Source organism: Streptomyces sp. H27-H1 (assembly GCF_026627445.1).
Lineage (GTDB): Bacteria > Actinomycetota > Actinomycetes > Streptomycetales > Streptomycetaceae > Streptomyces.
Genome location: NZ_JAPNLJ010000006.1, coordinates 262800 through 286541 on the forward strand (window position 1 = coordinate 262800; position 23742 = coordinate 286541).

Here is a 23742-nt window from a genome sequence, read left to right on the forward strand (position 1 = left end):
CACACCGGTCGGATGTCGGGAATCGGATGGTTCGCGGGTTAGCGTGCCCGCATGCGTCATGAGAACCGGCCGCCGTCACCGCGCCGTTCCCGGCTCACTCGCCGGGGCAGGCTGGGGCTCTTCCTCGTAACCGTCCTAGGACTCGGGGCAGCCCTTCTGATCCCCCTGTTTCCCGGGAAGGAAGCGCCCGAGAAGCCGCGCCAGTTGCTGATCCCCGAAGGCTGGCGGGCCCCGCAGGTCTACGCCGCCATCGACCGCGAACTGAAGCTCCCGGCCGGCTCCGCCAAGGCTGCGGCCGCCACGGCCGCCCTGTCCCTGCCCGCTGAGGCGAAGGGCAATCCGGAGGGGTACCTCTTCCCGGCCACCTATCCGGTGACTTCCAAGTCCACTCCGGCCTCGCTGCTCGGGTACATGGTCGAGACGGCCAACAAGAGCCTCGCGACCAAGGTCGTCGCGGACGGCGGCAAGGTTCACGGGATGACCCCGTACCAGACGGCCACCCTCGCGAGCATCATCGAGGCGGAGGCCGAGACCCGCGGGGACATGGGCAAGGTCGCCCGGGTGGTGCACAACCGGCTGGCGAAATCGATGCCGCTCCAGATGGACTCCACCATCAACTACGCGCTGAACCGCTCCACGGTGGACACCAAGCTGAGCGAGACGAAGATCGACAGCCCCTTCAACACGTACGAACGTCAGGGTCTGCCGCCCACCCCGATCGACAGCCCCGGCCTGCGGGCCATGGCGGCCGCAGTGGCTCCGACGCCGGGGGACTGGCTGTTCTTCGTCACCGTGAAGCAGGGGGACACCCGGTTCTCGGCGACGTACGAGGAACACAAGCGCCACGTGGCGGAGTTCAACCGCCTGCGGGCGGCCTCGCGCACCACCTGAAGCAGTCCACGAGGCCCGGCCCGATCGGACGGGCACGCCCTAGCTAGCGGATGCCGGCCCGGGTGCGGGTGAGCAGGCGCTGGATCTCGCGGACCGCGGCGCCGCCGGCGCGGTTGGCGCCGATGGTCGATGCCGAAGGGCCGTAGCCGACCAGGTGGATCCGCTCGTCGCGGACCGCGCGGGTGCCGTCGAGCCGGATGCCGCCGCCCGGCTCGCGCAGGCGCAGTGGAGCCAGGTGGTCGATGGCCGGGCGGAACCCGGTGGCCCACAGGATCACGTCGGCCTCCACCCGGTTCCCGTCCGGCCAGGCGGCCCCCGTCCTGGTGAGGTGGTCGAACATCGGCCGGCGGTCCAGCACCCCCGACGCCAGCCCGCCCCGTACCGCCTCGTTCAGCGGCAGCCCGGTGACGCTGACCACGCTCCGGGGCGCCAGCCCCTGCCGTACCCGGTCCTCCACCAGGGCCACCGCCGCCCGGCCCTGGGCCTCGCCGAAGCTCCCGTCGCGGAACACCGGGGGCCGTCGGGTGACCCAGCTGGTCTCCGCCGCCACCTCGGCGATCTCCAGCAGGTGCTGCACCGCCGAGGTGCCGCCGCCCACCACGATGACCCGGGCTCCGGCGAACTCGGCCGGCCCGGGGTAGTTCGCCGTGTGCAGCTGGCGGCCCCGGAAGAGTTCCTGCCCCGGGTAGCGCGGCCAGAAGGGCCGGTCCCAGGTCCCGGTGGCGTTGATCAGCGCCCGCGCCGACCAGGTGCCGGATGCGGATTCCACCAGCAGCCGGTGGTCCGCCCCGTCGCGTACCGCGGTGACGTCCACGGGCCGGCGGACGAGCAGGCCGAAGCGGTCCTCGTAGGCGGCGAAGTATTCCGCGATCACCTCGGAGGACGGCCGCAGCGGATCGGCGCCGGTGAGTTCCATCCCGGGCAGCGCGTGCATGCCGTGGACCTTGCCGTAGGTCAGCGAGGGCCAGCGGAACTGCCAGGCGCCGCCAGGGCGCGGCGCGTGGTCCAGGACCACGTGGCCGATGCCCGCCCGCGCCAGGTGGTAGGCGCTGGACAGGCCTGCCTGCCCCGCTCCCACGACCACCACGTCGAGCTCGTCCGCCGCGTCGACGTCCGTGTCCGCCACGCCCTGCTCCGCGAATTCGTTCACGGTTCTACTAACCGGGCCCGGCCGCGAGATCTTCCCGGGCCCGAGCCCTGTCCCGAGCCCCGGGCGCAGCGGACGGCGTCCCCGGCTCAGCGCGCGAGCAGGCCGCGCGCCGCGAGTTCCGGAGTCACCCCCTCGCCGAACCAGTACGCCTCCTCCAGGTGCGGGTACCCGGACAGGACGAAGCTCTCGACCCCGAGCGCGTGGTACTCCTCGATCCGGTCCGCCACGTCCCCGTGGCTGCCGACCAGGGCGGTACCGGCGCCCCCGCGCACCAGGCCGACGCCGGCCCACGGGTTCGGGGAGATCTCCAGCTTGCCGCGCGAGCGCCGTGCAGGGCCAACATCCGCTGCTGGCCGACCGACTCGCTCGCACCCAGCGCCGCCTGCGCCGTGGCGATGGACGCGTCGCCCCGGTCCCCGAGCAGCCGGTCCGCCGATGCCCAGGCCTCCTTCGCCGAATCCCGGGAGATGGTGTGCAGCCGGATGCCGAACCTCACCGTCCGCCCCCGCTCCTCGGCAAGAGAACGGATCCAGTCGATCTTCTCCTTCACCTCCTGGGGCCGCTCGCCCCACGTGAGGTACACGCCCGAGTGCTCGGCGGCCACCGGACCGGCCGCAGCCGAGGACCCGCCGAAGAAGATCTCCGGCAGCGGGTCGGGCGGCAGCGCCGTCAGCCCGCCGTCGATCTGGTCGTGCTCGCCGTGGAAGTCGAAGGGCTGCCCGCCCCAGACGCCCCGTACGACCGAGAGGAACTCGGCGGTGCACGCGTAGCGGAAATCGTGGCCGAGGTGGTCCCCGAACCGCCGCTGCTCCGCCGAGTCGCCGCCCGTCACCACGTTGAGCAGCAGCCGGCCGCGCGTGATCCGCTGGTACGTCGCCGCCATCTGCGCGGCCAGCGTCGGCGAGATCACTCCCGGCCGGAAGGCCCCCAGGAACGTCAGCCGCTCTGTGTGCTGCGCGAGCGCGGCGAAACCCAGCCATTCGCCCGCGCCGGGTCAATGGCGTCTCGGCCCCTGGGATCGTGATCCCCCCGTCGGGACACGATCCGTCGGGACGCGATCCGTCGGGACACGATCCGTCAGGCGCGGTGCGCGCGGAGCGTGGCCAGGACCGGGTCCCTGGGCTGGAGGGTGAGCCCGGGGAGGACCCTTGCCCGCGCCGGGCCGCTGTCCACGTGGAAGCGCTGGGCCACCACGGCCAGTACGAGGGCGGCCTCGACCAGGGCGAAGCGGGCGCCGAGGCAGGCGCGGGGGCCGCCGCCGAAGGGGAACCAGGCGTGCTCCGGGATCTGGTGCGGGGCGTCAGCGTCCCACCGCTCGGGGCGGAAGGCCTCCGGCTCCGGGAACCAGCGCTCGTCCCGGTGCATCGACCACGGGCTCGTCCACACCGACAGGCCGGCCGGGACCGGGCGGCCGCCCAGCGTGGCACCCTCCTGCGCCACCGCGGAGATCAGCCAGATCGGCGGGTAGATCCGCAGCGCTTCCTTGACCACCTGCTGGGTCCAGGGCAGCCGCGCGTAGTCCTCGTAGGCCGGCAGCCGGCCGCCGAGTACCCGCTCCAGCTCCTCCGTCAGCCGCTCGCGCGCCTCCGGCGCCCCCGAGAGGAGTTGCCAGGCCCAGGTCAGAGTGGTCGACGTGGTCTCGTGGCCGCCGATGTACAGGGTGATCGCCTCGTCCCGCAGCTCCGTGCGCGACAGCGGCCCGCCGTCCTCGTCGCGGGCGGCGAGGAGCCTGGCGAGCAGGTCGTCCCGCTCCTCGCGGGCCGCCGAGGCCGCCTCGTGCTCCTGGATGACGTGCTCGATCTCGCGGTCGAGGACGGCCACCGCCGCCCGCATCCGGCGGCGGCCCGGCGTCCGCACCCATGGCGGCAGGAACAGGGTCACCCCGCGGAATTCGGCGCCGAGTTCCCGCTGCGCCGTGGCCATGGCGGCGCTGATGGGAGCCTCCCGGCCGGCGGCGTCGCTGCCGAACAGGGTCCGGACCGCGATCCGTTGGGTGAGCCCGGCCATCTCCCGGTGCACGTCGATCCGGGTGTTCTCGGTCCAGCCGGAGACCAGCGCGTCGGCGCACTCCACCATCGTGGCCGCGTACGAGCGCACTTGGCGCGGCCGCACCGAGGGCTGGACCAGTGCCCGCTTGCGCCGCCAGTCCTCGCCGGTGGCCACGACCACCCCGTTACCGAGCAACTGGCGGAAGGCCCAGCCCAGTTCGGTCGGGCTGAAGGTGGACTCCACGGCGCCGAGCAGCTCACCGGCGTGCTCGGGCCTCGAGACCAGTACGTTGCGCTGCGGGCCGAGCGACCAGGGCACCCAGTCCCCGTACTCGTCGCGCAGCGACTCGAAGAAGGCCAGCGGATCGCGGGCGAAGGCGGGGAGGTTCCCCACCAGGGGCCAGCGGCGCGGTCCGCGCTCGGAGCCGGAGGGCAGCAGGGTGGCGGTCACCCGGGCATGGTGACAGCGCCGCCTCCAGGACGCCAGAGTATCGGGGAAGCCGGAGCGCCCGAAAGCCGGGAGCCCCCGCGGCGCCCGAGCGGCTCAGACCGCCCCGGCCGCCGTGAGCCAGCTGTAGGCGCTCTCCGCACTGAACTCCCGCTGCCCGGAGGGGAAGAGGAGCCCGGCCGAGGCGAAGGCCGGGTCGTCGGCGGTGGCCGCCACGTACGGCACGGCCACGCACCGCATGCCCGCCGCGTGCGCGGCGCGTGCGCCCGGCGCCGCGTCCTCGACGACCACGCAGTCGGCGGGGTCCGTGCCCAGTCGGCGCGCCGCTTCCAGGAACACGTCCGGGGCGGGCTTGCCCTGCGCCACCTCTTCGGCGGAGACCACCGTGGTCAGCAGTGTGTCCAGCCCGGTGCCCGCCAGGACCGCGTCGATCGCCTCGCGCGAGGAGCCCGAGGCCACCGCCATCGGGACGCCCTCGGAGTGCAGCCGCTCCACGAACTCGCGCATCTCGGGGTAGGCCTCGGTGTGGGTCCGCGCGAGCTCCAGGTAGGCGGTGTTCTGTTCGGAGAGCAGCTGCTCGACCGGCGCCGGGATCCCGTACTCGTCCCGGAGGATCTCCAGGGTTTCCAGGGTGCCGATCCCGATGTACCGGGAGTGCTGCTCCCACGTGAAATCGGGGACCCCGTGCCGCTCCAGGGTGCGCCGCCCCGACTCGTAGTAGTTCGGCTCGCTGTCCACGAGGGTGCCGTCGAGATCGAATATGACGGAGATCATCCGTTGTGCCCGCCCTTGCCGGTGCCGGTCTTGTGTCTGTCCCGACCATCTTGTCAGGATTTGCGGGCTGCCCGTCCCACCGATTCGACCAGCGGCAGGAGCCGGTGCGACACCCGCTCGCGCAGGGCGACCTCGGTCCGGGTGCGCACCACGCCGGGCAGCTGGATCAGCCGCTGGATGACGTCCTCCAGATGCGCGTTGTCCCGCGCGGCCACCCGGGTCAGCAGGTCCCCGCCGCCGGTGATGGAGAAGGCCTCGATGATCTCCGGCACCGCGGCCAGCGCGTCGCCGACCTCGTCCAGGTGCCCCTGGGTGACCTCGATGTGCACGAAGGCCAGGACGGGGTGCCCGAGTGCGGCGGGGGAGAGCGCCGGCCCGGTCCCGGTGATCACCCCGGTGCGCTCCAGCCGGTCGATCCGGGCCTGGAGGGTGCCGCGTGCGACGCCGAGGATCCGGGCGTACTCCCGGACGCTGGTGCGCGGCTGCTCGATCAGCAGGCGCAGGATCCGTGTGTCGAGCTCGTCCACCGCCATACCGCGACTCTACCAATGCGACCCCGGTCAAACCCCCTGTGACCTGCGCGGGCGCCGTGGCGGCGGGGCAGGAACCCGCTGGTGCGGGCCCGGTTCGCGGCGTAGCCGGGGCGGTCCGCCATGTGCCGCTCCAGCAGCCGCTTTCCGCTGCCGCCGATCAGCAGGTACGACATCACGAGCGGGGAGACCACCGAGACCGCCACCGCTCCGGCGGAGGTCCAGGCGGTCAGCGACAGCCCCCACCACACGCAGAAGTCGCCGAAGTAGTTCGGGTGCCGGGTCCAGGACCACAGGCCCCGGTCCATGGTCCGTCCCCGGTTCGCCGGATCGGCCTTGAACCGGGCCAGCTGGTGGTCGCCCACCGTTTCGAAGAGCAGCCCGCACAGCCACAGCGCCACGCCCGCCGCGGCCAGGACGCCGGGGCGCCCGGTCGCGTACGCCGCCGCCTGTACGGGCAGCGAGACCAGCCAGACCAGGGCCGCCTGGAGCAGGTGGATCATGCGCAGCCCGTACAGGTTCCGGTTGCCCGGAGCCCTGGCGAGCATCCGCTCGTAGCGCGGGTCCTCACCGTGGCCCCGGCCGCGCCACGCGATGTGCCCGGCCAGCCGCAGCCCCCACACCACCGTCAGGAGGGCCGGCAGCGGGTTCCGGCCGCCCGACATCGCGTACGTGGCCACCGCGACGGCGGCGAACCCAAGGCCCCACGCCACGTCCACCACGCGGTGCAGGCCCAGGCGCGCCCCGACGGCGAAGGCGGCCCTTCGGAGCGGAAGGGGGTCTTGGATGTGCCGTACGGGGGAATCCCGCATCCGATCCGGCGCGCCGCGGGGAAGCGGATGAGGGGGGCAGAGGTAACGAAGGACGGAGCCGAAGAGCGGAGAAAGCCATGACGGGCCAGAACTGCCTGGTCACCGGGGCCACCGGATACATCGGCGGACGCCTCGTGCCCGAACTCCTGGATGCCGGGCACCGGGTCCGCTGCCTGGCCCGCACCCCCGAAAAACTGCGCGACCACTCCTGGGCCGGACGCGCCGAGATCGTCCGGGGCGACGTCACCGACCCCTCGTCCCTCGACGGGGCGATGACCGGCATCGACGTCGCCTACTACCTCGTGCACTCCCTCGGAACCGGATCCGGCTTCGAGGAACGCGACCGGGCCGCCGCCAGGGCATTCGCGGACGAGGCCCGCGCCGCGGGCGTGCGCCGCATCGTCTACCTCGGCGGCCTCACCCCCACGGACATGCCCGTCCGCGCCCTCTCACCGCACCTGCGCTCCCGCGCCGAAGTCGGAGAGATCTTCCTCGCCTCATCCGTTCCCGCGACCGTGCTGCGCGCCGCCGTCGTCATCGGGTCCGGGTCGGCCTCCTTCGAGATGCTGCGCTACCTGACCGAACGGCTGCCCGTCATGGTCACCCCCAGCTGGGTCGGCACCCGCTGCCAGCCCATCGCCGTCCGCGACGTCCTGCGCTACCTCGTCGGCAGCGCCGACATGCCGCCCGAGGTGAACCGGGCCTTCGACATCGGCGGGCCCGACGTGCTCACGTACGAGGAGATGATGCGCCGCTACGCCGTCGTCGCCGGGCTGCCCGCCCGCCTGATCCTGCGGGTCCCGATGCTCACCCCGAGGCTGTCCAGCCACTGGATCGGCCTGGTCACCCCCGTGCCGAGGGCGCTGGCCCGGCCGCTCGCCGAGTCCCTGCGGCACGAGGTGGTCTGCGCGGACCACGACATCGCCGGGTACGTTCCGGACCCGCCGGGCGCGCCCATCCCCTTCGACGAGGCCCTCGCGCTGGCCCTGCGGCGGATCCGCGAGGCCCGGGTGACGACCCGCTGGTCCTCGGCCTCCCTGCCGGGCGCCCCGAGCGACCCGCTGCCCACCGACCCCGACTGGGCGGGCGGCAGCCTCTACACCGACGAGCGGGAGCTGGCCCTCGAAGCCCGGCCCGAAGCGCTGTGGCGGGTGGTGGAGGGGATCGGCGGGGAGAACGGCTGGTACTCCTTCCCGCTGGCCTGGGCCGTACGGGGCTGGCTGGACCGGCTCGTCGGCGGAGTCGGCATCCGGCGCGGCCGCCGGGACGCGGCACGGCTGCGGGTGGGGGACTCCCTGGACTTCTGGCGGGTGGAGGAGATCGTGCCGGGCCGGCTGCTGCGGCTGCGCGCGGAGATGCGGCTGCCGGGGCTGGCCTGGCTGGAACTGCACTCCGACCCGCCCGCTCCGGGGGAGTCCGGATCCTGCTACCGCCAGCGGGCGCTGTTCCATCCGCGCGGCCTGCTCGGCCACATGTACTGGTGGAGCGTGTCACCGTTCCACGCCGTCGTCTTCGGCGGCATGGCACGCAACATCGCCCGCGCGGCGGAGCGCGCCCAGGAAGGTGCGGAGTAGGCCGTGGGCGGGGGGACCGGCGGCGGGCCGCTGCCGCCCGTCGGGGCACGGAGACGAAGCCCGGACCCGCGACGGACGTAGCGTCCGCTGCCTGCCTGCCTGCCTGCCTGCCTGCCTGCCAGGCCTGGGCTGGGCTGGCGAGCACCGGATCCGCGGTTGCCGCTCCGGCCCGCTCCGGCCCGGCCTGGCGAGCAGCTTCGGAGCGGGCCGGTCGCTCCCCTCACGGCCTCCTGCCCCGACCCGCCCCCGGGCGCGCCGGGCCGGCCGCGCGGCTGCCTGGAGTGCCCCCGGGAGGCCAGGTTCCATGAGCGGCCGGCGCCGCCGCATCCGTAAACGGTCCCGGCGGCGAAGTACCTCCCGACAGCCCGTCCCCCCTCACGCGGAGCGAACCCCATGAACGTCGCGGTGGTCCTCTACACCTCCGACCTCCGGCTGCACGACCACCCGCCGCTGAGGGCCGCCCTGTCCTCCTCCGAGCAGGTGGTGCCGCTCTTCGTGCGCGACCCGGGGGTCGCCGCCCCGCCCAACCGGCTCGCCTTCCTCGCCGACTGCCTCGCCGGCCTCGATGCCGGGCTGCGCTCCCGCGGCGGCCGTCTGGTCGTACGGTCCGGCGACCCGGTCGCCGAGACCATGGCCCTCGTACGGGAGGCCGACGCCGACGAGGTGCACATGGCGGCCGGAGTCAGCGCCTACGCCCACGCCCGTGAGGAGCGGCTGCGGGACGCCCTCGAAGCCGAGGGCCGGTGGTTCCACGTCCACGACGCCGTGATCACCGCGGTTGCCCCCGGGGCCGCCGTGCCGGCCGGGTCCGACCACTACGCCGTCTTCACCCCCTACCACCGCCGCTGGTCGGAGCAGCCCCTGCGCGCCGCCGCCCCCGCCCCCCGCGCCGTCCCGGTGCCCGACGCGATCCGCTCCGAGCCCCTGCCCGAGCGCGCCGCCGTCACCGGCACCTCGCCGGGCCTCGCCCCCGGCGGGGAGCCCGAGGCGCGCCGGCTGCTGGCCCGATGGCTGCGCTCCGGCATCGACCGCTACCCCGAGACCCACGACGACCTGGCCGGCGACGCCACCTCCCGGCTCTCCCCGCACCTGCACTTCGGCACGCTCTCGCCCGTCGAGGCCGTCCACCGCGCCCGCGCGGCCGGCGGCCCCGGCGCGGAGGCCTTCGTACGGCAGCTGTGCTGGCGCGACTTCCACCACCAGGTGCTCGCGGCCAGGCCCGGGGCCGCCGCCGCGGACTACCGGGACCGGGGTGACCGCTGGCGCACCGGCCCCGATGCCGAGGAGGAGATCCGGGCCTGGAAGGAGGGCCGCACCGGCTACCCGGTGGTCGACGCGGCCATGCGCCAACTCGCCCACGAGGGCTGGATGCACAACCGCGGCCGACTGCTGGCCGCGAGCTTCCTCACCAAGACCCTGTACGTCGACTGGCGCGTCGGCGCCCGCCACTTCATGGACCTCCTGGTCGACGGGGACCTCGCCAACAACCAGCTCAACTGGCAGTGGGCGGCGGGCACGGGCACCGACACCCGCCCCAACCGCGTCCTCAACCCGGTTCGTCAGGGCCTGCGTTACGACCCCGAAGGCGCCTACGTCCACCGCTGGGTCCCCGAGCTGGCCGGACTCCCAGCGCCGCGCGTGCACGAGCCCTGGCGACTCCTCGGGCTGGAACGGGCCCGCTACGACTACCCCGACCCGGTGGTCGGACTCGCCGACGGCCTCGACCGCTTCCGCACCGGCCGGGGTACGGGGACGGGGCCGGGGCCCGAGTGAGCGCCCGCCGGTCCGCCGCGCCGTACGGTGGAGAGGCGGAGCCCGAAAGCCCGCAGCCCCCGCCCGTCGCGCTCGGAACCGGCGCCGTCGCCCGGCGCCTCGGCGTCTCGCCGACCACGCTGCGCTCCTGGGAACGCCGCTACGCCATCGGCCCGGCCCGCCGCGACGAGGGCCGGCACCGGCGCTGGACCCCCGGGGACATCGCCCGCCTGGAACTGATGTGCCGCCTCACCGCCCAGGGCGCGCCGCCGTCCGAGGCGGCGCGGGTCGCCCGGGACGCGGCCCCGGACACCCCCTCCGTCGCTCCTCCCGCCGCCGCACATCCGGGCGGGCCCCGCGCGCTGCCCCTGGGGGACGTCCGCCCGGAGTGCAGGGGGCTCGCGCGGGCCGCCGTACGGCTGGACGCGCCGGCCGTGGAGGACCAGCTGGCGGCGGCGCTGGCCGAGCTGGGCGCGGTCACCGCGTGGGAGGAGGTCATCGCGCCGACCCTGCACGCGGTGGGGCGCAAGTGGGCCTCGGTCGGGGAGCGGTACGTGGAGGTCGAGCACCTCCTGTCCTGGTACGTCTCCGCCGCTCTGCACCGGATCAGGCCCGCCCCGGAGCCGCGCAAGGCCCCGCCCGTACTGCTGGCATGCGCACCCGGGGAGCAGCACAGCCTGCCGATGGAGGCGCTGGCCGCCGCCCTCGGCGAACGGGCCCTGCCGGTAAGGATGTTCGGTGCGGCCCTGCCCTGAGTGAGGCCGTCCGGCGCACGGGCCCGCGGGCCGTCGTCCTGTGGGCGCAGTCCCGTACGACCGCGGACACCTCGCTCGCCAGGGCGGTGGCGGGCATCGAGTGGGGGCCGCGCGGGGCCCGCGGCCACTCGGCCCTGTTGCTCGCGGGACCCGGCTGGGGCGGCGCGGCCACGGCCCCGCCCGCCCGCGCCGAGCGGCTGTTCGGGCTCCGGTCGGGGCTGGCCGTCATCGAATCGGTTGTGGCACCGCGGGCTCCAGGGACCGTCGCAGGACGTGCAGAGCCCGCCGCATATGGCTCTTGACGGTCCCGAGCGGCAGACCGGTGTGCTCCGCGATCTGCGACTGGGTCAGGTCGGCGTAGAAGGCGAGCCGCATCACCCGCTGCTGCGCAGACGGCAGTCGGGCCAACTCGCCCAGCAGCAGCACCCGTTCCACGGCCCGCTCCGGTCCCGGCTCCGGCTCCGGACGGGCCCGGGCGCAGACGCGCGCGGCGGCCTCCACCACCCGGGCCCGCCGGGTGCGTGCCTCCAGGGCGTCGGCCACCTTGTGCCGGGTGATGCCGGTCAGCCAGGCCCCGAGGCCGCCCGGCCCGGGCCGGTACCCGCCGCGGCCCCGCCACGCGGCGAGGAAGACCTGCTGGGTCACGTCCTCGGCCTCCCGTTCGTCCCCCAGAGAACGGCCGGCGAGCGCGTGCACCAGCGGCCGCCAGCGCCGGTAGACCGCCGCCATGCACTCTTCGTCGCCCGCCGTGAACCCCGCCGCCAGACGGGTGTCGCCTTGCTCTTCCATGCCCCGAGCCTCGCGAGCGCGGCAGCGCCGACCAACTTGCACCGCTTGCGCATCGATTTCCCGTCCGGCGCCCCGGCGGCGCAGGGACTAGGGTCCGGAGGGTGAGCGATCTGCTTCTGGTGAGGCACGGCGAGACCGCCTGGAGTGCGACCGGACGGCACACGGGCCGCACCGACGTCCCGCTGACCGCGCGCGGGGTCGAGGAGGCCATCTCCCTCGCCCCGTACTTCCGCGACCGCAACCCCGCCCTGGTCCTGACCAGCCCCCTGCGCCGGGCCGCCGCCACCGCCCGGCTCGCCGGACTGAGCGGCGGCGTCACCGACCCGGACCTGTACGAGTGGGACTACGGCGGCTACGAGGGCATCACCACCGCCGAGATCCTGCGCGGACGCCCCGACTGGTCCCTGTGGACCGACGGAGTGCCGCCCGGCGACGAGGAGCACCCCGGCGAGAACGCCGCCCAGGTCGGCGCCCGCGCGGACCGGGTGCTCGCCCGGGCGGCCGAGGTGCTGCGCGCCGACGGGGACGATGTCGTCCTGGTGGCCCACGCACATCTGCTGCGGGTGCTGACCGCCCGCTACCTCGGTCTGCCGCCCGAGGCCGGACGCCTCTTCCTGCTCCGCACGGGTACCGTCAGCCTGCTGTCGACGGAACACGGCCTGCCGGTGGTAGCGGGTTGGAACACCCGCCCCTGAGGCCCCGCCTCGCGCGTCGGCGCCGTCTGCGTGACGATGCGTACATGGCCCACCATGGCTCGGACGGCGTGCCCCCTGAGCGCCCGGGACCGGTTCCGGAGCCGGGAGCGAGGGCCGTCACCGACCCCGCCGCCGACGGGGACCCCGGGCTCAAGGCCAACGCGATCGGCTTCCTCGACGCGCTCGTCATCGGCCTGAACTCGACCTCGCCCGCCTACTCCCTGGCCGCGGTCATCGGGCCGATCGTCGCGCTCGCCGGCATCTACGCACCCGGCGTCATGCTGGCCTCCTTCGTGCCGATGCTGCTGATCGCCGCCGCCTTCTACTACCTCAACAAGGTCGACCAGGACTGCGGCACCACCTTCTCGTGGGTGACGCGCGCCATGGGCCCCTGGGCCGGCTGGCTCGGCGGCTGGGCCATCGCGATGACCGGCGTCCTCGTCATCGGCTCGCTGGCCGACGTGGCCGTCCACTTCGGCCTCCTGGCCGCCGGACTCGACAGCTGGGCGGCGAACGAGGCGCTCCGGCAGACCCTGACCGTCGTGGTGATCCTGGCCATGACCGCCGTCTGCGTCATCGGTACCGAGATGTCCGCCCGGCTCCAGGACGTGCTGATCCTCGCCCAGGTCTTCTTCCTGCTGGTCTTCGCCGTGGTCGCCCTCTACCGCGTCTACGCCGGCACCAGCAGCCTGGACGGCACCAGACCCGCACTGGAGTGGCTCAACCCCTTCGGCGCCGGCGGCGCCGCCCTCACCGGCGGACTGCTGCTCGGCGTCTTCATCTACTGGGGCTGGGAGTCGGCGGTCAACCTCACCGAGGAGGTCGAGGACTCCGCCACCGCACCGGGCAAGGCCGGCATCTGGTCCACCGTGGTGCTGCTGGTGACGTACCTCTCCGTGGGCTTCGCCGTCGTCGGCTACGCCGGGACGGAGTTCCTCGCCGCCAACGCGGGCGAGGAGGAGGCCGTCTTCGCGGTCCTCGCGCACGAGGTCATGGGCGGCTGGGCCTGGGTGGTCCTCCTCGCCGTCTGCACCTCAGCCCTCGCCTCCACGCAGACCACGATCATCCCCGCTTCCCGTACCGCACTGTCCATGGCCCGCCGGCACGCACTGCCCCCGCACCTCTCGCACATCCACCCCCGGTTCCGCACCCCGGACGTGAGCACCTGGTGGGTGGCCGGCATCGCCATCGCCTGGTACCTCGCCGTCAACCAGATCAGCGAGAACGCACTCCTGGACTCCCTGACCGCCCTCTCCCTGCTGATCTCCTTCTACTACGCGCTCACCGGCCTGGCCTGCGCCGTCTACTACCGCCGCCACCTGCTGGAGAGCGTGCACAACTTCCTGTTCATCGGCCTCGGCCCGGTGGTCGGCGCCGCCCTGCTGGCCTGGCTGCTCGTGAAATCGGTCAGCGCCATGTCCGACCCGGAGAACTCGGCGAGCGGGGCCTCCTGGTTCGGGCTCGGACCACCGCTGGTCATCGGGATCGGGATCGCCGTCGTGGGTGTGCTCGTCATGTGCTTCTGGCGGATCAGGGACGGCCACTTCTGGCAGGAGCGGCGCGGCGTCGCCGACCCGGCCCTCGTCCACACGACGAAGAAGTCCTGAACCCGAACTTCCTTGCCGGAAGCCGAGAGGAGCCCCGATGTCCGTCGTCCTCGGATACGACGAGTCGCCCGGCGCCGAGCGCGCCCTGCGCGTGGCCCTGGAGGTGGCCACCGCCTTCGGCGAGCCGCTCGTCCTCGTCTACGGGGCCGCCGCCCCGGGCCCCACCGGCGAGGAGTACCGCGCGCACCGGGAGGCCGTCCGGGAGGCGGGCCGCAGTGCGCTCGCCCGGGCGGTGGAGGCCGCCGACGAGGCGGGAGTGCCGTCCACGGTCGAAGTGGCCGACGAGAAGCCGGCCCAGGCGCTGCTCGACGCCGCCGAGCGGTACGGCGCCCGGGTGATCATCGTGGGGAGCTGGGGCGACAGCCCGATCCGCGGCGCCCTCCTCGGATCCACCCCGCACAAACTCCTGCACCTCTCCCCGGTCCCGGTCCTGTGTGTTCCGACGGAGCGGATTCCCAGAGCGTGAGCGGCGGGCGGCGACCCGTACGGAGTCGTGCCCGACGGACGGGTCCGTTGGTATTCCCCTGGCCGAAGATCAGCGCTCATTCCTGTACCAATGGCCCAGTAGGGGTCGGCCGAGTTGAGCCATTGCCCCTGCGGATGCTTATCTGTGTCCTATCCATGTATCTACGGCGCCACGCAGCGCCGGACGGCAACGAGGCCGATCCGGACCGTGGCGCCTTCGCCGTGCCCGTGTAGCGCCCACCACCCCAGGGCGCGAGTGGGACCGGCGTGTTCCATCGCAAGGGGGGCGGCACACCGCCGTGAAGAGGATGTTCGTGGCTCCGGATCCGGGGCGCGCAAGACTCAGGAACTCGTTGCGGGCCGTCATCGGCGTCGCCCTCGCCGTGGCCGAGCTCTGCGGGCTCTCGCTCGTCGCATCGATCACCGGGGGCCTGACCGCCCTGCTGGCCCTCTTCACGGTGACCGACTCGACCGTGCGCGCCCAGCGGGTGACCACCGCCCTGCTGCCGGCCGCCGGTTTCCCCGTGCTGGCCCTGGCAACGAGCCTGCACGGCGTACCGCCGGCCCGCGACGCGGTGTTCGTCGCCGTCGTGTTCGCCGGCGTCTACGCCCGCAGGTGGGGGGTGCGCGGCCACGCCCTCGGGATCTTCGCGTTCATGAACTTCTTCGTCACGCAGTTCCTGCATGCCCGGCCCGGGCAGCTGCCGGAGCTCTACGCGGCCGTCGCACTGGCTCTCCTGTCGGCGGCCGCCGTGCGGTTCGTACTGTGGCCGATCGAGCGGACCGTGCCGCCCGCCGCGGCGCCGCCCGCGCCGCCCGGCACCGGGCTGGCCCGGCCGACCACCCGGCAGGCCTTCCAGGCCACCGCCGCCTGCGCGGTCGCGCTGGGCATCGGCCAGGTCCTCTCGCAGGACCGCTGGTACTGGGCCGTCGGCACCGCCTGGTGGATCTTCGTCAACACCGCCTCGCGCGGCGAGACGCTGGTACGCGGATTCCGCCGGGTCCTCGGCACGGTGATCGGGATCGGGGCGGGACTCCTGATCGCCATCCCGCTGCACGGGGCGCCGGCGCCCACGGCCGTACTGGTCGCGCTCTGCGTCTTCGGGATCTTCTACACCGCCGCCGTGTCCTACAGCTGGATGATGCTGGCCGTGACGGTCATGGCGGGCCTGCTCTACGGGCTGCTCGGCGTGCTCGATCCGGGCCTGCTCGTCCTGCGCCTCGAGCAGACGACCGTCGGCGCGGTGTGCGCCGGGCTGGCCGTGGTCCTGGTGCTCCCGGTGACCACGCACGCGACCAACGACATGTGGATCCAGCGCGCGCTGCGCTGCGTGCGCACCTGCACGGCGCAGGCCGCGGCCCGGCTCGCCGGTTCGCCGGTCGCCGACCCCGCGCCGCACGCCGCGGAGCTGGAGCTGTTCCTGGGCCGGGTACGGCTTTCCCTGGCTCCGCTCGTCCACCCGCTCAGTCCCTACCGCGGCCGCAAGGCCAGGGCCCGCCGGGTGCTCGCGCTGCTCGACGAGTGCGCCGTCGAGGTCCGCGGCCTGGTCTCCGTGGCGGCGGACCCGGACGCGAGCCACGACGCCCGGCTCGCGGCGGCCTGCTGGCGCGTGGAAGCCGCCGTAGAAGCCCTGCTGACGCCGGAGGCGCCGGGTGGGGTGCAGCGCGGGGCGCAGGCGCAGCACCGGCCGGCCACCGCGGCCGCGCGGGTCGCCGCGGAGCCCGCGCTGGCGCATCTGCACGGTCTGGAGCGGCTCCTCGCCCAGCTCGACGGACCCTTGCGCAGCGCGTCACGCTCCCCGTTGGTGGGCGCCTGATCCCGGTGGCCGGGGCCGGCCCCGGTCGGTGTCGAGGGCTCCGGCCCTCGCGAGGCTGAAACCGAGCTCGGCCCTGCTGCGGCTTCCGAAGCGGGTGGCGGCGCGTTTGATGTGCGCGCCGATGGTGCGGGTGCTCAGGCCGAGCCGTTTGGAAATGGCCTCGTCCGTGTGCCCCCTCACCATGAGTTCGAGAATCGTCCGCTGGATTTCGTCGGTGAGTTGTGGAGGGCGTTGCCCCGTGGTGTCGAACTCGACGGGGACGGCCCGTTCCCATACGCCTTCGAAGGTCTTCGTGAGGTATTGGATCAGGCCGGGTTCGCGAATTTCCAGGACGTACGCCTGGTTTCCGCTCTCGCTGAGCACCGCGATGAAGGCGGCCGTTCGGTCGCACACGATCAGCCGCTCGAACCTCTCGCCCACCGTCCGCACCTCGGCGCCCTCTTGGGTGACCCGTTCCATGTGGGCGAGCGTCGGGGCGTGCGCGCGGACCGTGTGGCCGTAGATCGTGCGCTGGCGAACGCCCCGGCCGGCCAGGGCGAGATCGCGGGGCAGCGCGTCGGTCAGCGCGCCGGAGGGGCGGCCGCCCTCGGGGTGCGCGCTGAGCAGTTCCTCGGAGCAGCTCTCCAGGGCCCCCTGGACGGCGGTGTCGATGACGTCGCGGCCGATCAGCGGCTGTACGTGGGCCTTGTGCCGCTGGCGTTCGTGCCGGTAGACGGTCTCCATCGGGGACAGGGAGGCGATCATCGTGTCGAGCGCGGCCCGCTGGTCCCGGATGGCCCGCTTGATGGGCCGGGCGAGGGTGATCGCGGCGACCGAGGGTGGTACGGGGAGGTGGTCGGGGGAGCCGTCCAGCTTCCGCAGCAGCCCGAAGGCGATCAGGCAGTCCGGAACGGTCCCCGATAATCCGCCCTCGCGTAAGGCCCTTCGGTAACCGGCCGCGCAGTCGCCGCAGATCGACGTGCAGCCGTCAATGTCGGGATGTGCGGTGTTGGTGTTCATCTGGACCCCCTTCTTGTTCCGGCAATGCAAGATCAGGATGCCTCGGCCCGTTGGCCGCGGGGGAGGGGAACGGCAGGATCTGTCTCGCCTGATGATCGCGAAATGGCCCACATGACCGGTGGCGGGAGTGGCGACGGTGAAGCGAGACATCCATTCCGAGCGCAGTATTCCTCCGGCGGGACTGACCGAGGCGCTGGACCTGCTGGCCCGGGCCCGCAAGGCCGTGGACGACGCCTACGGCTCCGACGATCAACTCTCCCGAGTCGCGCTGCACTTGATCGACTGCGCCTCCGACGCCTCGGCCCTGCTCTGCCGGAAGGACGGCCTGGAGGCGGCCCGCGAGGCGCTGGGCTCCGCCCGCTCCGCGGTGGTCGCCGCGACCGCCGCCGTGCACGTGATCCACGACGCAACCCGTGTGTGAACGGCCGGTTGGGCCTTCGGTTGAGCCGGGTCGAGGCGGGCTGAGCCGTCCGTCCCGGCCCCGATGAGCAGTCCGACGCAGTCGCTCGTCGCTCTTTCTCGCCCGCGTCCGTGGCTGCGGCCGCAGCGCCGGATAGTACGTCTCCCCAACTCCCGTCCGCAGGCTGATTGATGAAGATCACTCGGAGGAGTGTTCCGGACGCGCCTTCCATACGCCGCTGACCTGCGGCGTGTACAACGGGTGATTGTTCATTGCACATTCATCCGGCATGGCCCCTCCATGCCACGCGGGTGGACCTGGTCGGACAGGGGGTAATCGCCGGAATGGAAATACTTCAGCAGCGCTCAACCACCGCTCAGGTGTGGGAAGAGGCCGAGGAGTTCATCCGACTGTTCCACAGGGAGAATCCGGACGCGGGTGATCCGCGCGAGCGGCTCGCCGCCGTACGGGCCGAGCTCGCCGGGACGGGCACGTACCGGCACACTCCCGAGGAGCTGGAGCACGGAGCGCGCGTCGCGTGGCGCAACAGCAACCGCTGCATAGGCAGGCTGTACTGGAACTCGCTGCGGGTACGCGACCGCCGCGGGCTCACCGGCGGCGACGAGATAGCCGACGAGTGCTTCGAGCACCTGCGTGAGGCGACCAACCGCGGCCGGGTCCGGCCCACCATCACGGTCTTCGCCCCTGACACCCCGGACCGCCCCGGGCCGGTCATCTGGAGCGAGCAGCTGGTCCGGTACGCCGGCTACGGCGACCACCACTCGATAACCGTCGGCGACGCCCGCAACGCCGAGCTCACGAGCGCGCTCCTCGCCCTCGGCTGGCGTCGCGGCCCCGGCACCCCCTTCGACCTCCTTCCACTGGTCGTGCAGGGGGTCGACGACAAACCCCGCTGGTTCGACGTCCCCGCGGACGCCGTGCTGGAGGTGCCCATCGAGCACCCCGACGGAGCGGCGGGCGGCGACGGCTGGTCGGACTGGGGACTGCGCTGGCACGCCGTACCCGCGATCGCCAACATGTGCCTGGAGATCGGCGGCATCCACTACCCGGCGGCCCCGTTCAACGGCTGGTACATGGGCACCGAGATCGGCGCCCGCAACCTCGCCGACACCGACCGCTACAACCTCCTGCCCGCGGTCGCCCGCCGCATGGGCCTCGACACCACCAGCGACCGGTCCCTCTGGAAGGACCGCGCGCTCGTCGAGCTCAACCGGGCCGTACTGCACTCCTTCGACCGGGCCAAGGTCACCATCGCCGACCACCACACGGAGGCCCGGCGCTTCCTGACCCACATGGAGAAGGAAGAGAACAAGGGCCGTGACGTGGGCGCGGACTGGTCCTGGATCGTGCCGCCGATCTCCGGATCGGCGACCCCGGTCTTCCACCGCACCTACGAGGACCGGCCGAGCTCGACCGCGTACGTCCACCACTCCGGCGCCCAGGAACGGGCCCAAGGGCGAGACATGGTCTAGACCTTCTGTTACCGTCGCTCCCGAACGGATCCGGAACGGCGGAGAGGGGCCTCTCGTGAGCGACGCGGACAGTGGTGTGGGCGGTACGGACCGAACGCCCGGCAGCGGCGGACACCGGGCCTGGATCGGCTCGTTCACCTCGGGGGGCGGCCGCGGTGTCACCACCGCGGCCGTGGATCCGGCCACCGGGGCACTGACCGTGCTCGCGGCCACCGACGCGGTCGTCGACCCCTCCTACCTGGCCCACGACCCGGCCGCCGGCGTGCTGTACGCCGTGAGCGAGGCCGAACAGGGCGCCGTGGGTGCCTTCCTGACCACCGCCGAGGGGCTGGTCCCCTTCGGCGCGCCCGTCGGTGTCGGCGGCGCCGGCCCCACCCACCTCAGCGTGGCCGGGCGCCGGCTGCTGACCGCCAACTACACCTCCGGCAGCGTCAGCAGCCTCCCGCTCGCCGCCGACGGCGCGATCGGGCAGCCCGCCGCCGTACTGGCCCACCAGGGCTCCGGCCCCGACGCCGGCCGGCAGAGGTCCCCGCACGCACACCAGGTGCTGCCCGGCCCCGGTGGCCGCTGGGTGCTCAGCGTCGACCTCGGCACCGACTCGGTCCGGGTCTGTGCGCTCGACCCGGACACCGGGGCCCCGCGCGTCCACTCCGAGACCGTACTGCGCGCCGGGACCGGCCCCCGGCACCTCGCCTTCCACCCGTCCGGCGAGGTGGTCTACGTCCTGCACGAGCTGGAGCCGCAGCTGACCGTCTGCCGCTGGAACGCGGACTCGGGCGAGCTCCAACCGGTCGCCGAGGTTCCGGTCGCCTCCCCGGGCGCTCCAGGGTCCGCAGCGGCCTCCCCTTCGGCGGTCGTGGCCTCGCCCGACGGCCGTTTCGTCTGGGCGGCCGTCCGCGGAGCCGACACCATCGTCACCCTCTCGCTCGAGGGCGGCGCGGAGAAACCGCTGCTCACGGGCACCGTGCCGTGCGGAGGCAGCTGGCCGCGCGATCTCACCGCCGACCCGTCGGGGCGCCGGCTCTACGCGGCCAACGAGCGCTCGGGCGACGTCACCTGGTTCGAGGTGGACCCGCTCACCGGCGAGCCCCGCCGGGCCGGCTCGGTGGCCGTGCCCGCCGCCACCTGCGTGGTCTTCGGCTGACATCCGTCCGCCGGACGTACGAGGGCCCGCGCCCCGGAATCCCGGGGCGCGGGCCCTCGTACGTCCGGCGAGAGCAGGGTGTCAGTGCGCGGCGGCCTGAGTGATCCCGAGGGCGGCGGAGTACTGCGCGACGGCCAGCTTGCCGAGCGCGGGGTACGAGCCGAGGACGTCGGCGGCGCTGCACCCGGCTTCCTTGCAGGCGGTGTCGAGGAGTCCCTCGGCGGCCTCCGGGCCGATCAGGTACGGCGCCAGCGCGAGCTGCGTCGAGCCCTCGCGGCGCAGCTGGTCGGCGATCGCGGCGACCGAGCCCTCCTCGTCCAGGGCGGCGGCCATCACCGGCACCGCGAGACGGGCGGCCAGCAGCATGCCGGTGATCCCGGCAGCCTTGACGGCTTCCTCGCCACCGGTGGTGGCCAGGACGATGCCGTCGGCGGCCGTGGTCACGCTGAAGAGCCTGGCCCGGTCGGCGCGGGCGAGGCCGGCCTCCGACAGCCGCACGTGCAGCCCCTCGGCGAGCAGCGGATGCGGGCCGAGCGGGTCGGCCAGCTCGGCGGCGGCCGTGGAGTCCATCAGGGCCTGGCGCACGCGGCGCAGCAGATCCCCGTCGGGACCGGCGAGCAGGGGCACGACCACAGCGTCCGGGCCGGTCGGCGCGGGTACCTCCTGGCCGGCGGCGCGGGCGGACTGCGCACGCGCGGCGCGGTCCTGTGCGATGACGGTCAGCACGCCGGAAAGGGACGGGAACTCGGTGGCGTCGTCACCGTCGAGGAAACCGACCCGGGCGTCCAGGCCGGGCAGCTCGGAGCGGCCGATGCTGATGATCTCTTCCGCGAGCCCCCGCGAGGCGGCCGAGGGGACACCGGGCACGGCGAGCACCAGCGCGGGCGCGCCCTCGGGCGCCACCGCGGGCTCGGGCCGGCGGTGCCGTCCGGTCTGGCGGGGTCGCGGCATTCGTACGGGCAGGCCATTTGCGGGCCCAGTGGGAGAGCTCATGGCGCCGCATGCTACTGGCTTATCGAAACCGGGTGTTCGGGCAGGGCCTTCTCGGGCGGCATCTGTCCGTATTTATCCGAGGAATGTCAGATACGGTTCAGCCCTTCGATCACGCAGGTGACCTCAGTGGTGACCGAGCGGGTGCGCCGCAGACCGCCCGGCGGGTCGCCCGGCGGGTCGCCCTGCGGGTCGCGGTGCAGGTCAGCCGGTGGAGGGAAGTCGCCGGTCCACGGGGTGCGCGCCCTGGCCGACCAGCAGGTCGTTGGTTCTGCTGAACGGCCTGGAGCCGAAGAACCCGTTGTCCGCGGACATGGGGGAGGGGTGCACCGATTCCACGGCCGGCAATTCGCCCACAGCGGCCGGAGATTGCGCGCCTCACGCCCCCCCAACACCGACACCAAGGGCTTGCCGCGTGCCGCGAGCGCGCGGATGGCCTGCTCGGTCACCGCCTCCCAGTCCTTGCCGCGATGGGCGCATGGCGGAGTGGCTTGACCACTGGATGAAACAAGCTCCCCTCCTTCCCGGTGATCGGCCGCGTGATCTGCTCGACCGGCTCGAAGATCTTGATGCGGGGGAAGAGTAGCGCCTGAGGGCTGGCCCCTGCGTGGAGGCGTCCCCTGCGTATGCGGGTGCGTGTATGTGCCAGTAGAGTGACGCGTCGTGGCGCCACGACCCTTGTATGAACTTGTTGAAGCAGGCTGGGCGAAGGCTCTTGAGCCTGCCGCTGGACACATCGCGGCCATGGGGGACTTCCTTCGGGCCGAGATAGCGGCGGGTCGGACCTACCTTCCGGCGGGCGCGAATGTCCTGCGTGCGTTCCAGCAGCCCTTCGATGACGTCCGTGTCCTGATCGTGGGGCAGGACCCCTATCCCACGCCCGGGATGGCCATCGGGTTGAGTTTCGCGGTCTCGCCGGAAGTTCGTTCGTTGCCGGGCAGTTTGGAGAACATCTTTCGGGAGATGCACTCCGACTTGGGGCTGCCCAGGCCGTCGAACGGTGATCTGGCGCCGTGGACCGAGCAGGGTGTGCTGTTGCTGAACCGCTCGCTCACGACAGCTCCGCGCAAGCCCAACGCCCATCGCGGCAAGGGCTGGGAGGCGGTGACCGAGCAGGCCATCCGCGCGCTCGCGGCCCGCGGCAAGCCCTTGGTGTCGGTGTTGTGGGGACGCGAGGCGCGCAATCTGCGGCCGCTGCTGGGCGAGCTGCCGGCCGTGGAGTCCGCGCACCCGTCTCCGATGTCGGCGGACCGGGGCTTCTTCGGCTCCCGCCCGTTCAGCCGGGCCAACGACCTGCTTGTCAGGCAGGGTGCCCAGCCGGTGGACTGGCGACTGCCGTAGGGCCTGCCGCGTTCTCGCTGGGCTCGGGGACGACTCTGGACGCGCGAGAGCCTCCGGATGTCGTGCCGGCGGCAGACGTCGACGAGGGCGGCCGCGTTGTACTGGGCGCCCCTGTCGGTGTGGAAAACGACGCCGTGAACCCGGCCTCCGCGGGCGGTCACGGCCATCTCGTCGGTCGCCGTCGTCACGTTCAGCGCCAAGGTCCGGACCCTGCTTCCGATGACTCGCGTCGAAGGCAACCGTGACCGGACCCACGAGGTCGTCGACGGGCTGCGCACCGCCGATTCCACCAATGTGGAGGCCGGGGTCACCCGCGGGTACGACGTGGCCGTCGAGTCGCTGCGCCCCGGAGCCACCAACCGGGTCGTCCTGCTCTCCGACGCCCTGGCCAACTCCGGCGCCACCTCGGCCGATGCCATCTTGAAGCGGATCGACCAGGCCCGGACCGCGCACCGCATCACCCTGTTCGGCGTGGGCGTGGGCAGCGAGTACAACGACGCCTTCATGGAGCGGCTCGCCGACCAGGGCGACGGACACACCGCGTACGTCTCCGACGCGGCCGGTGCCCGCAAGGTCTTCTGCGAAGACCTCCCGGCCCAGGTGCAGTTGCGGGCCCGCGACGCCAAAGCGCAGGTCGCCTTCGATCCGCAGACGGTCGAACGGTTCCGGCTGATCGGCTATGACGACCGCCGCGTCGCGGACGAGGATTTCCGGGACAACGCCGTGGACGGTGGCGAGGTCGGCTCCGGCCACACCGTGACCGCCCTGTACGCGGTACGGCTGCGCCCCGGCGCCGCCGGGCACCTGGCGACGGCGACGGTGCGCTGGCTGGACCCGCGCACCCGGGCCCCGCACGAGGAGTCCGGCCGGGTGGAGGCGGCGGCGCTGTGGGGCGACGTGTGGAGCGAGGCGCCCCCGCGCTTCCAAGTCACCGTGGTGGCCGCCTACTTCGCCTCCGCGCTGCGAGAGCGGGACGGCGGCTGGGAGCGGTTGCCGGGCGCCCTGCCGCTGGCGGGGCTGGCCGGGCACGCGGACCGGCTGGCGGGACACACCGAGGACTCCGCCGTCTCCCAACTGGCGGAGTCCGTACGGCAGGCCGGGCGTCTCACCGGCTGACGCCCGCCCGTGCACCTGCGGCCGGAGTGCTAGTGCTGTGCCCGGCAGGGTTCACCGGGTCGCGGCGCCCGGCACGGCACTTCTCCCCCAGCTACCGCTGGGAGGTGCCCCCTGCGTTGTCGGACCGGGCAAGTACGTCCAGTACGGGTCGTGGTCCTCCGCCTTGCGATGCACCGCACCGGACACCGCGACCCGGCAAACCTTCCCGGCCA

At 73.4% G+C, this 23742-nt stretch carries 19 protein-coding genes and 4 pseudogenes; 13 read left to right on the forward strand and 10 right to left on the reverse strand.

Features of this window, described 5'->3' with window-relative positions:
• The first annotated feature begins 51 nt into the window (after positions 1 to 51).
• Complete coding sequence (gene mltG / locus OTB20_RS09195; protein ID WP_267816251.1) at positions 52 to 891, forward strand: endolytic transglycosylase MltG; 840 nt, start codon at positions 52 to 54, stop codon at positions 889 to 891.
• A 43-nt stretch (positions 892 to 934) separates the two neighbouring features.
• On the opposite strand, the gene OTB20_RS09200 is transcribed toward mltG, so the two are convergent.
• The 6 genes and pseudogenes from OTB20_RS09200 to OTB20_RS09225 form a co-directional block, all read right to left on the reverse strand.
• The gene (locus OTB20_RS09200; protein ID WP_267816253.1) at positions 935 to 2041 is read right to left on the reverse strand and encodes an FAD-dependent oxidoreductase; all 1107 of its coding nucleotides are present in this window, start codon (positions 2039 to 2041) and stop codon (positions 935 to 937) included.
• Between the two features lie 7 nt (positions 2042 to 2048).
• Positions 2049 to 3020 (reverse strand): annotated as a pseudogene (locus OTB20_RS09205) (LLM class flavin-dependent oxidoreductase); the annotation flags it as partial.
• A gap of 98 nt (positions 3021 to 3118) precedes the next feature.
• Positions 3119 to 4480, reverse strand: coding sequence for a cytochrome P450 (locus OTB20_RS09210; RefSeq protein ID WP_267816255.1), 1362 nt, complete (start codon positions 4478 to 4480; stop codon positions 3119 to 3121).
• Between the two features lie 93 nt (positions 4481 to 4573).
• Positions 4574 to 5251 (reverse strand): HAD family hydrolase, encoded by a 678-nt coding sequence (locus OTB20_RS09215; protein ID WP_267816256.1) that lies wholly within the window; start codon positions 5249 to 5251, stop codon positions 4574 to 4576.
• A 53-nt stretch (positions 5252 to 5304) separates the two neighbouring features.
• Positions 5305 to 5784, reverse strand: coding sequence for an Lrp/AsnC family transcriptional regulator (locus tag OTB20_RS09220; RefSeq protein WP_267816257.1), 480 nt, complete (start codon positions 5782 to 5784; stop codon positions 5305 to 5307).
• Positions 5742 to 6593, reverse strand: a complete 852-nt coding sequence (locus tag OTB20_RS09225; RefSeq protein ID WP_267816259.1) for a DUF1295 domain-containing protein — start codon at positions 6591 to 6593, stop codon at positions 5742 to 5744. The genes OTB20_RS09220 and OTB20_RS09225 overlap by 43 nt, the downstream gene beginning before the upstream one ends.
• 77 nt (positions 6594 to 6670) lie before the next feature.
• On the opposite strand from OTB20_RS09225, the gene OTB20_RS09230 reads away from it, so the two are divergent.
• From OTB20_RS09230 to OTB20_RS09240, 3 genes and pseudogenes are all read left to right on the forward strand, one after another.
• Entirely contained in the window at positions 6671 to 8167 is a 1497-nt protein-coding gene (locus tag OTB20_RS09230; RefSeq protein WP_267816261.1) for an SDR family oxidoreductase, read from the forward strand.
• Positions 8168 to 8560: 393 nt separating this feature from the next.
• On the forward strand, positions 8561 to 9940 hold the full coding sequence (locus OTB20_RS09235; protein ID WP_267816263.1) for a cryptochrome/photolyase family protein: 1380 nt from the start codon (positions 8561 to 8563) through the stop codon (positions 9938 to 9940).
• Positions 9937 to 10976: pseudogene (locus OTB20_RS09240) on the forward strand (MerR family transcriptional regulator). The gene OTB20_RS09235 and the pseudogene OTB20_RS09240 overlap by 4 nt, the downstream one beginning before the upstream one ends.
• Here the strand turns inward: OTB20_RS09240 and OTB20_RS09245 are convergent.
• On the reverse strand, positions 10900 to 11463 hold the full coding sequence (locus tag OTB20_RS09245; RefSeq protein ID WP_267816265.1) for an RNA polymerase sigma factor: 564 nt from the start codon (positions 11461 to 11463) through the stop codon (positions 10900 to 10902). The pseudogene OTB20_RS09240 and the gene OTB20_RS09245 overlap by 77 nt on opposite strands.
• 101 nt (positions 11464 to 11564) lie before the next feature.
• Here OTB20_RS09245 and OTB20_RS09250 point away from each other — a divergent pair, with 101 nt between their 5' ends.
• The 4 genes from OTB20_RS09250 (at position 11565) to OTB20_RS09265 (ending at position 16047) form a co-directional block, all read left to right on the forward strand.
• Positions 11565 to 12158 (forward strand): histidine phosphatase family protein, encoded by a 594-nt coding sequence (locus tag OTB20_RS09250; protein ID WP_267816267.1) that lies wholly within the window; start codon positions 11565 to 11567, stop codon positions 12156 to 12158.
• A gap of 44 nt (positions 12159 to 12202) precedes the next feature.
• Positions 12203 to 13765 carry an APC family permease gene (locus tag OTB20_RS09255; protein ID WP_267816269.1) on the forward strand — a complete coding sequence of 521 codons (1563 nt, stop codon included), beginning with the start codon at positions 12203 to 12205 and terminating at the stop codon, positions 13763 to 13765.
• A gap of 37 nt (positions 13766 to 13802) precedes the next feature.
• Positions 13803 to 14231: a universal stress protein gene (locus OTB20_RS09260; protein WP_267816271.1), complete on the forward strand. Its 429-nt coding sequence runs from the start codon at positions 13803 to 13805 to the stop codon at positions 14229 to 14231.
• Between the two features lie 307 nt (positions 14232 to 14538).
• Positions 14539 to 16047, forward strand: a complete 1509-nt coding sequence (locus OTB20_RS09265) for an FUSC family protein (RefSeq protein WP_267816329.1) — start codon at positions 14539 to 14541, stop codon at positions 16045 to 16047.
• On the opposite strand, the gene OTB20_RS09270 is transcribed toward OTB20_RS09265, so the two are convergent.
• The gene (locus tag OTB20_RS09270) at positions 16021 to 17046 is read right to left on the reverse strand and encodes a helix-turn-helix transcriptional regulator (protein ID WP_267816272.1); all 1026 of its coding nucleotides are present in this window, start codon (positions 17044 to 17046) and stop codon (positions 16021 to 16023) included. The two genes, OTB20_RS09265 and OTB20_RS09270, sit on opposite strands and share 27 nt — an antisense overlap.
• A gap of 136 nt (positions 17047 to 17182) precedes the next feature.
• Here OTB20_RS09270 and OTB20_RS09275 point away from each other — a divergent pair, with 136 nt between their 5' ends.
• The 3 genes from OTB20_RS09275 to OTB20_RS09285 all read left to right on the forward strand — a co-directional run bounded on the left by OTB20_RS09275 (position 17183) and on the right by OTB20_RS09285 (position 20083).
• Positions 17183 to 17467, forward strand: a complete 285-nt coding sequence (locus tag OTB20_RS09275) for a hypothetical protein (RefSeq protein ID WP_267816273.1) — start codon at positions 17183 to 17185, stop codon at positions 17465 to 17467.
• Positions 17468 to 17790: 323 nt separating this feature from the next.
• Positions 17791 to 18939, forward strand: a complete 1149-nt coding sequence (locus OTB20_RS09280; protein ID WP_267816275.1) for a nitric oxide synthase oxygenase — start codon at positions 17791 to 17793, stop codon at positions 18937 to 18939.
• 55 nt (positions 18940 to 18994) lie between these two features.
• Positions 18995 to 20083: a lactonase family protein gene (locus tag OTB20_RS09285; RefSeq protein WP_267816277.1), complete on the forward strand. Its 1089-nt coding sequence runs from the start codon at positions 18995 to 18997 to the stop codon at positions 20081 to 20083.
• A gap of 81 nt (positions 20084 to 20164) precedes the next feature.
• On the opposite strand, the gene OTB20_RS09290 is transcribed toward OTB20_RS09285, so the two are convergent.
• The gene (locus tag OTB20_RS09290) at positions 20165 to 21076 is read right to left on the reverse strand and encodes a hypothetical protein (RefSeq protein WP_267816279.1); all 912 of its coding nucleotides are present in this window, start codon (positions 21074 to 21076) and stop codon (positions 20165 to 20167) included.
• A 201-nt stretch (positions 21077 to 21277) separates the two neighbouring features.
• Positions 21278 to 21555: pseudogene (locus OTB20_RS09295) on the reverse strand (uracil-DNA glycosylase); the annotation flags it as partial.
• A 181-nt stretch (positions 21556 to 21736) separates the two neighbouring features.
• Between OTB20_RS09295 and OTB20_RS09300 the strand changes: the two are divergent.
• Positions 21737 to 22414, forward strand: coding sequence for a uracil-DNA glycosylase (locus OTB20_RS09300; RefSeq protein WP_267816281.1), 678 nt, complete (start codon positions 21737 to 21739; stop codon positions 22412 to 22414).
• A gap of 171 nt (positions 22415 to 22585) precedes the next feature.
• Positions 22586 to 23530, forward strand: a pseudogene (locus tag OTB20_RS09305) (YfbK domain-containing protein); the annotation flags it as partial.
• Positions 23531 to 23742: the final 212 nt, after the last annotated feature.

Excerpts from the sequence above, each read along its gene's own strand:
- OTB20_RS09220 (WP_267816257.1), bottom strand. The coding sequence starts at position 5,784 with ATGGCGGTGGACGAGCTCGACACACGGATCCTGCGCCTGCTGATCGAG.
- OTB20_RS09225 (WP_267816259.1), bottom strand. The coding sequence starts at position 6,593 with ATGCGGGATTCCCCCGTACGGCACATCCAAGACCCCCTTCCGCTCCGA.
- OTB20_RS09260 (WP_267816271.1), top strand. The coding sequence starts at position 13,803 with ATGTCCGTCGTCCTCGGATACGACGAGTCGCCCGGCGCCGAGCGCGCC.
- OTB20_RS09230 (WP_267816261.1), top strand. The coding sequence starts at position 6,671 with ATGACGGGCCAGAACTGCCTGGTCACCGGGGCCACCGGATACATCGGC.
- OTB20_RS09265 (WP_267816329.1), top strand. The coding sequence starts at position 14,539 with ATGTTCGTGGCTCCGGATCCGGGGCGCGCAAGACTCAGGAACTCGTTG.
- mltG (WP_267816251.1), top strand. The coding sequence starts at position 52 with ATGCGTCATGAGAACCGGCCGCCGTCACCGCGCCGTTCCCGGCTCACT.
- OTB20_RS09235 (WP_267816263.1), top strand. The coding sequence starts at position 8,561 with ATGAACGTCGCGGTGGTCCTCTACACCTCCGACCTCCGGCTGCACGAC.
- OTB20_RS09215 (WP_267816256.1), bottom strand. The coding sequence starts at position 5,251 with ATGATCTCCGTCATATTCGATCTCGACGGCACCCTCGTGGACAGCGAG.
- OTB20_RS09270 (WP_267816272.1), bottom strand. The coding sequence starts at position 17,046 with ATGAACACCAACACCGCACATCCCGACATTGACGGCTGCACGTCGATC.
- OTB20_RS09245 (WP_267816265.1), bottom strand. The coding sequence starts at position 11,463 with ATGGAAGAGCAAGGCGACACCCGTCTGGCGGCGGGGTTCACGGCGGGC.
- OTB20_RS09280 (WP_267816275.1), top strand. The coding sequence starts at position 17,791 with ATGGAAATACTTCAGCAGCGCTCAACCACCGCTCAGGTGTGGGAAGAG.
- OTB20_RS09290 (WP_267816279.1), bottom strand. The coding sequence starts at position 21,076 with ATGAGCTCTCCCACTGGGCCCGCAAATGGCCTGCCCGTACGAATGCCG.
- OTB20_RS09255 (WP_267816269.1), top strand. The coding sequence starts at position 12,203 with ATGGCCCACCATGGCTCGGACGGCGTGCCCCCTGAGCGCCCGGGACCG.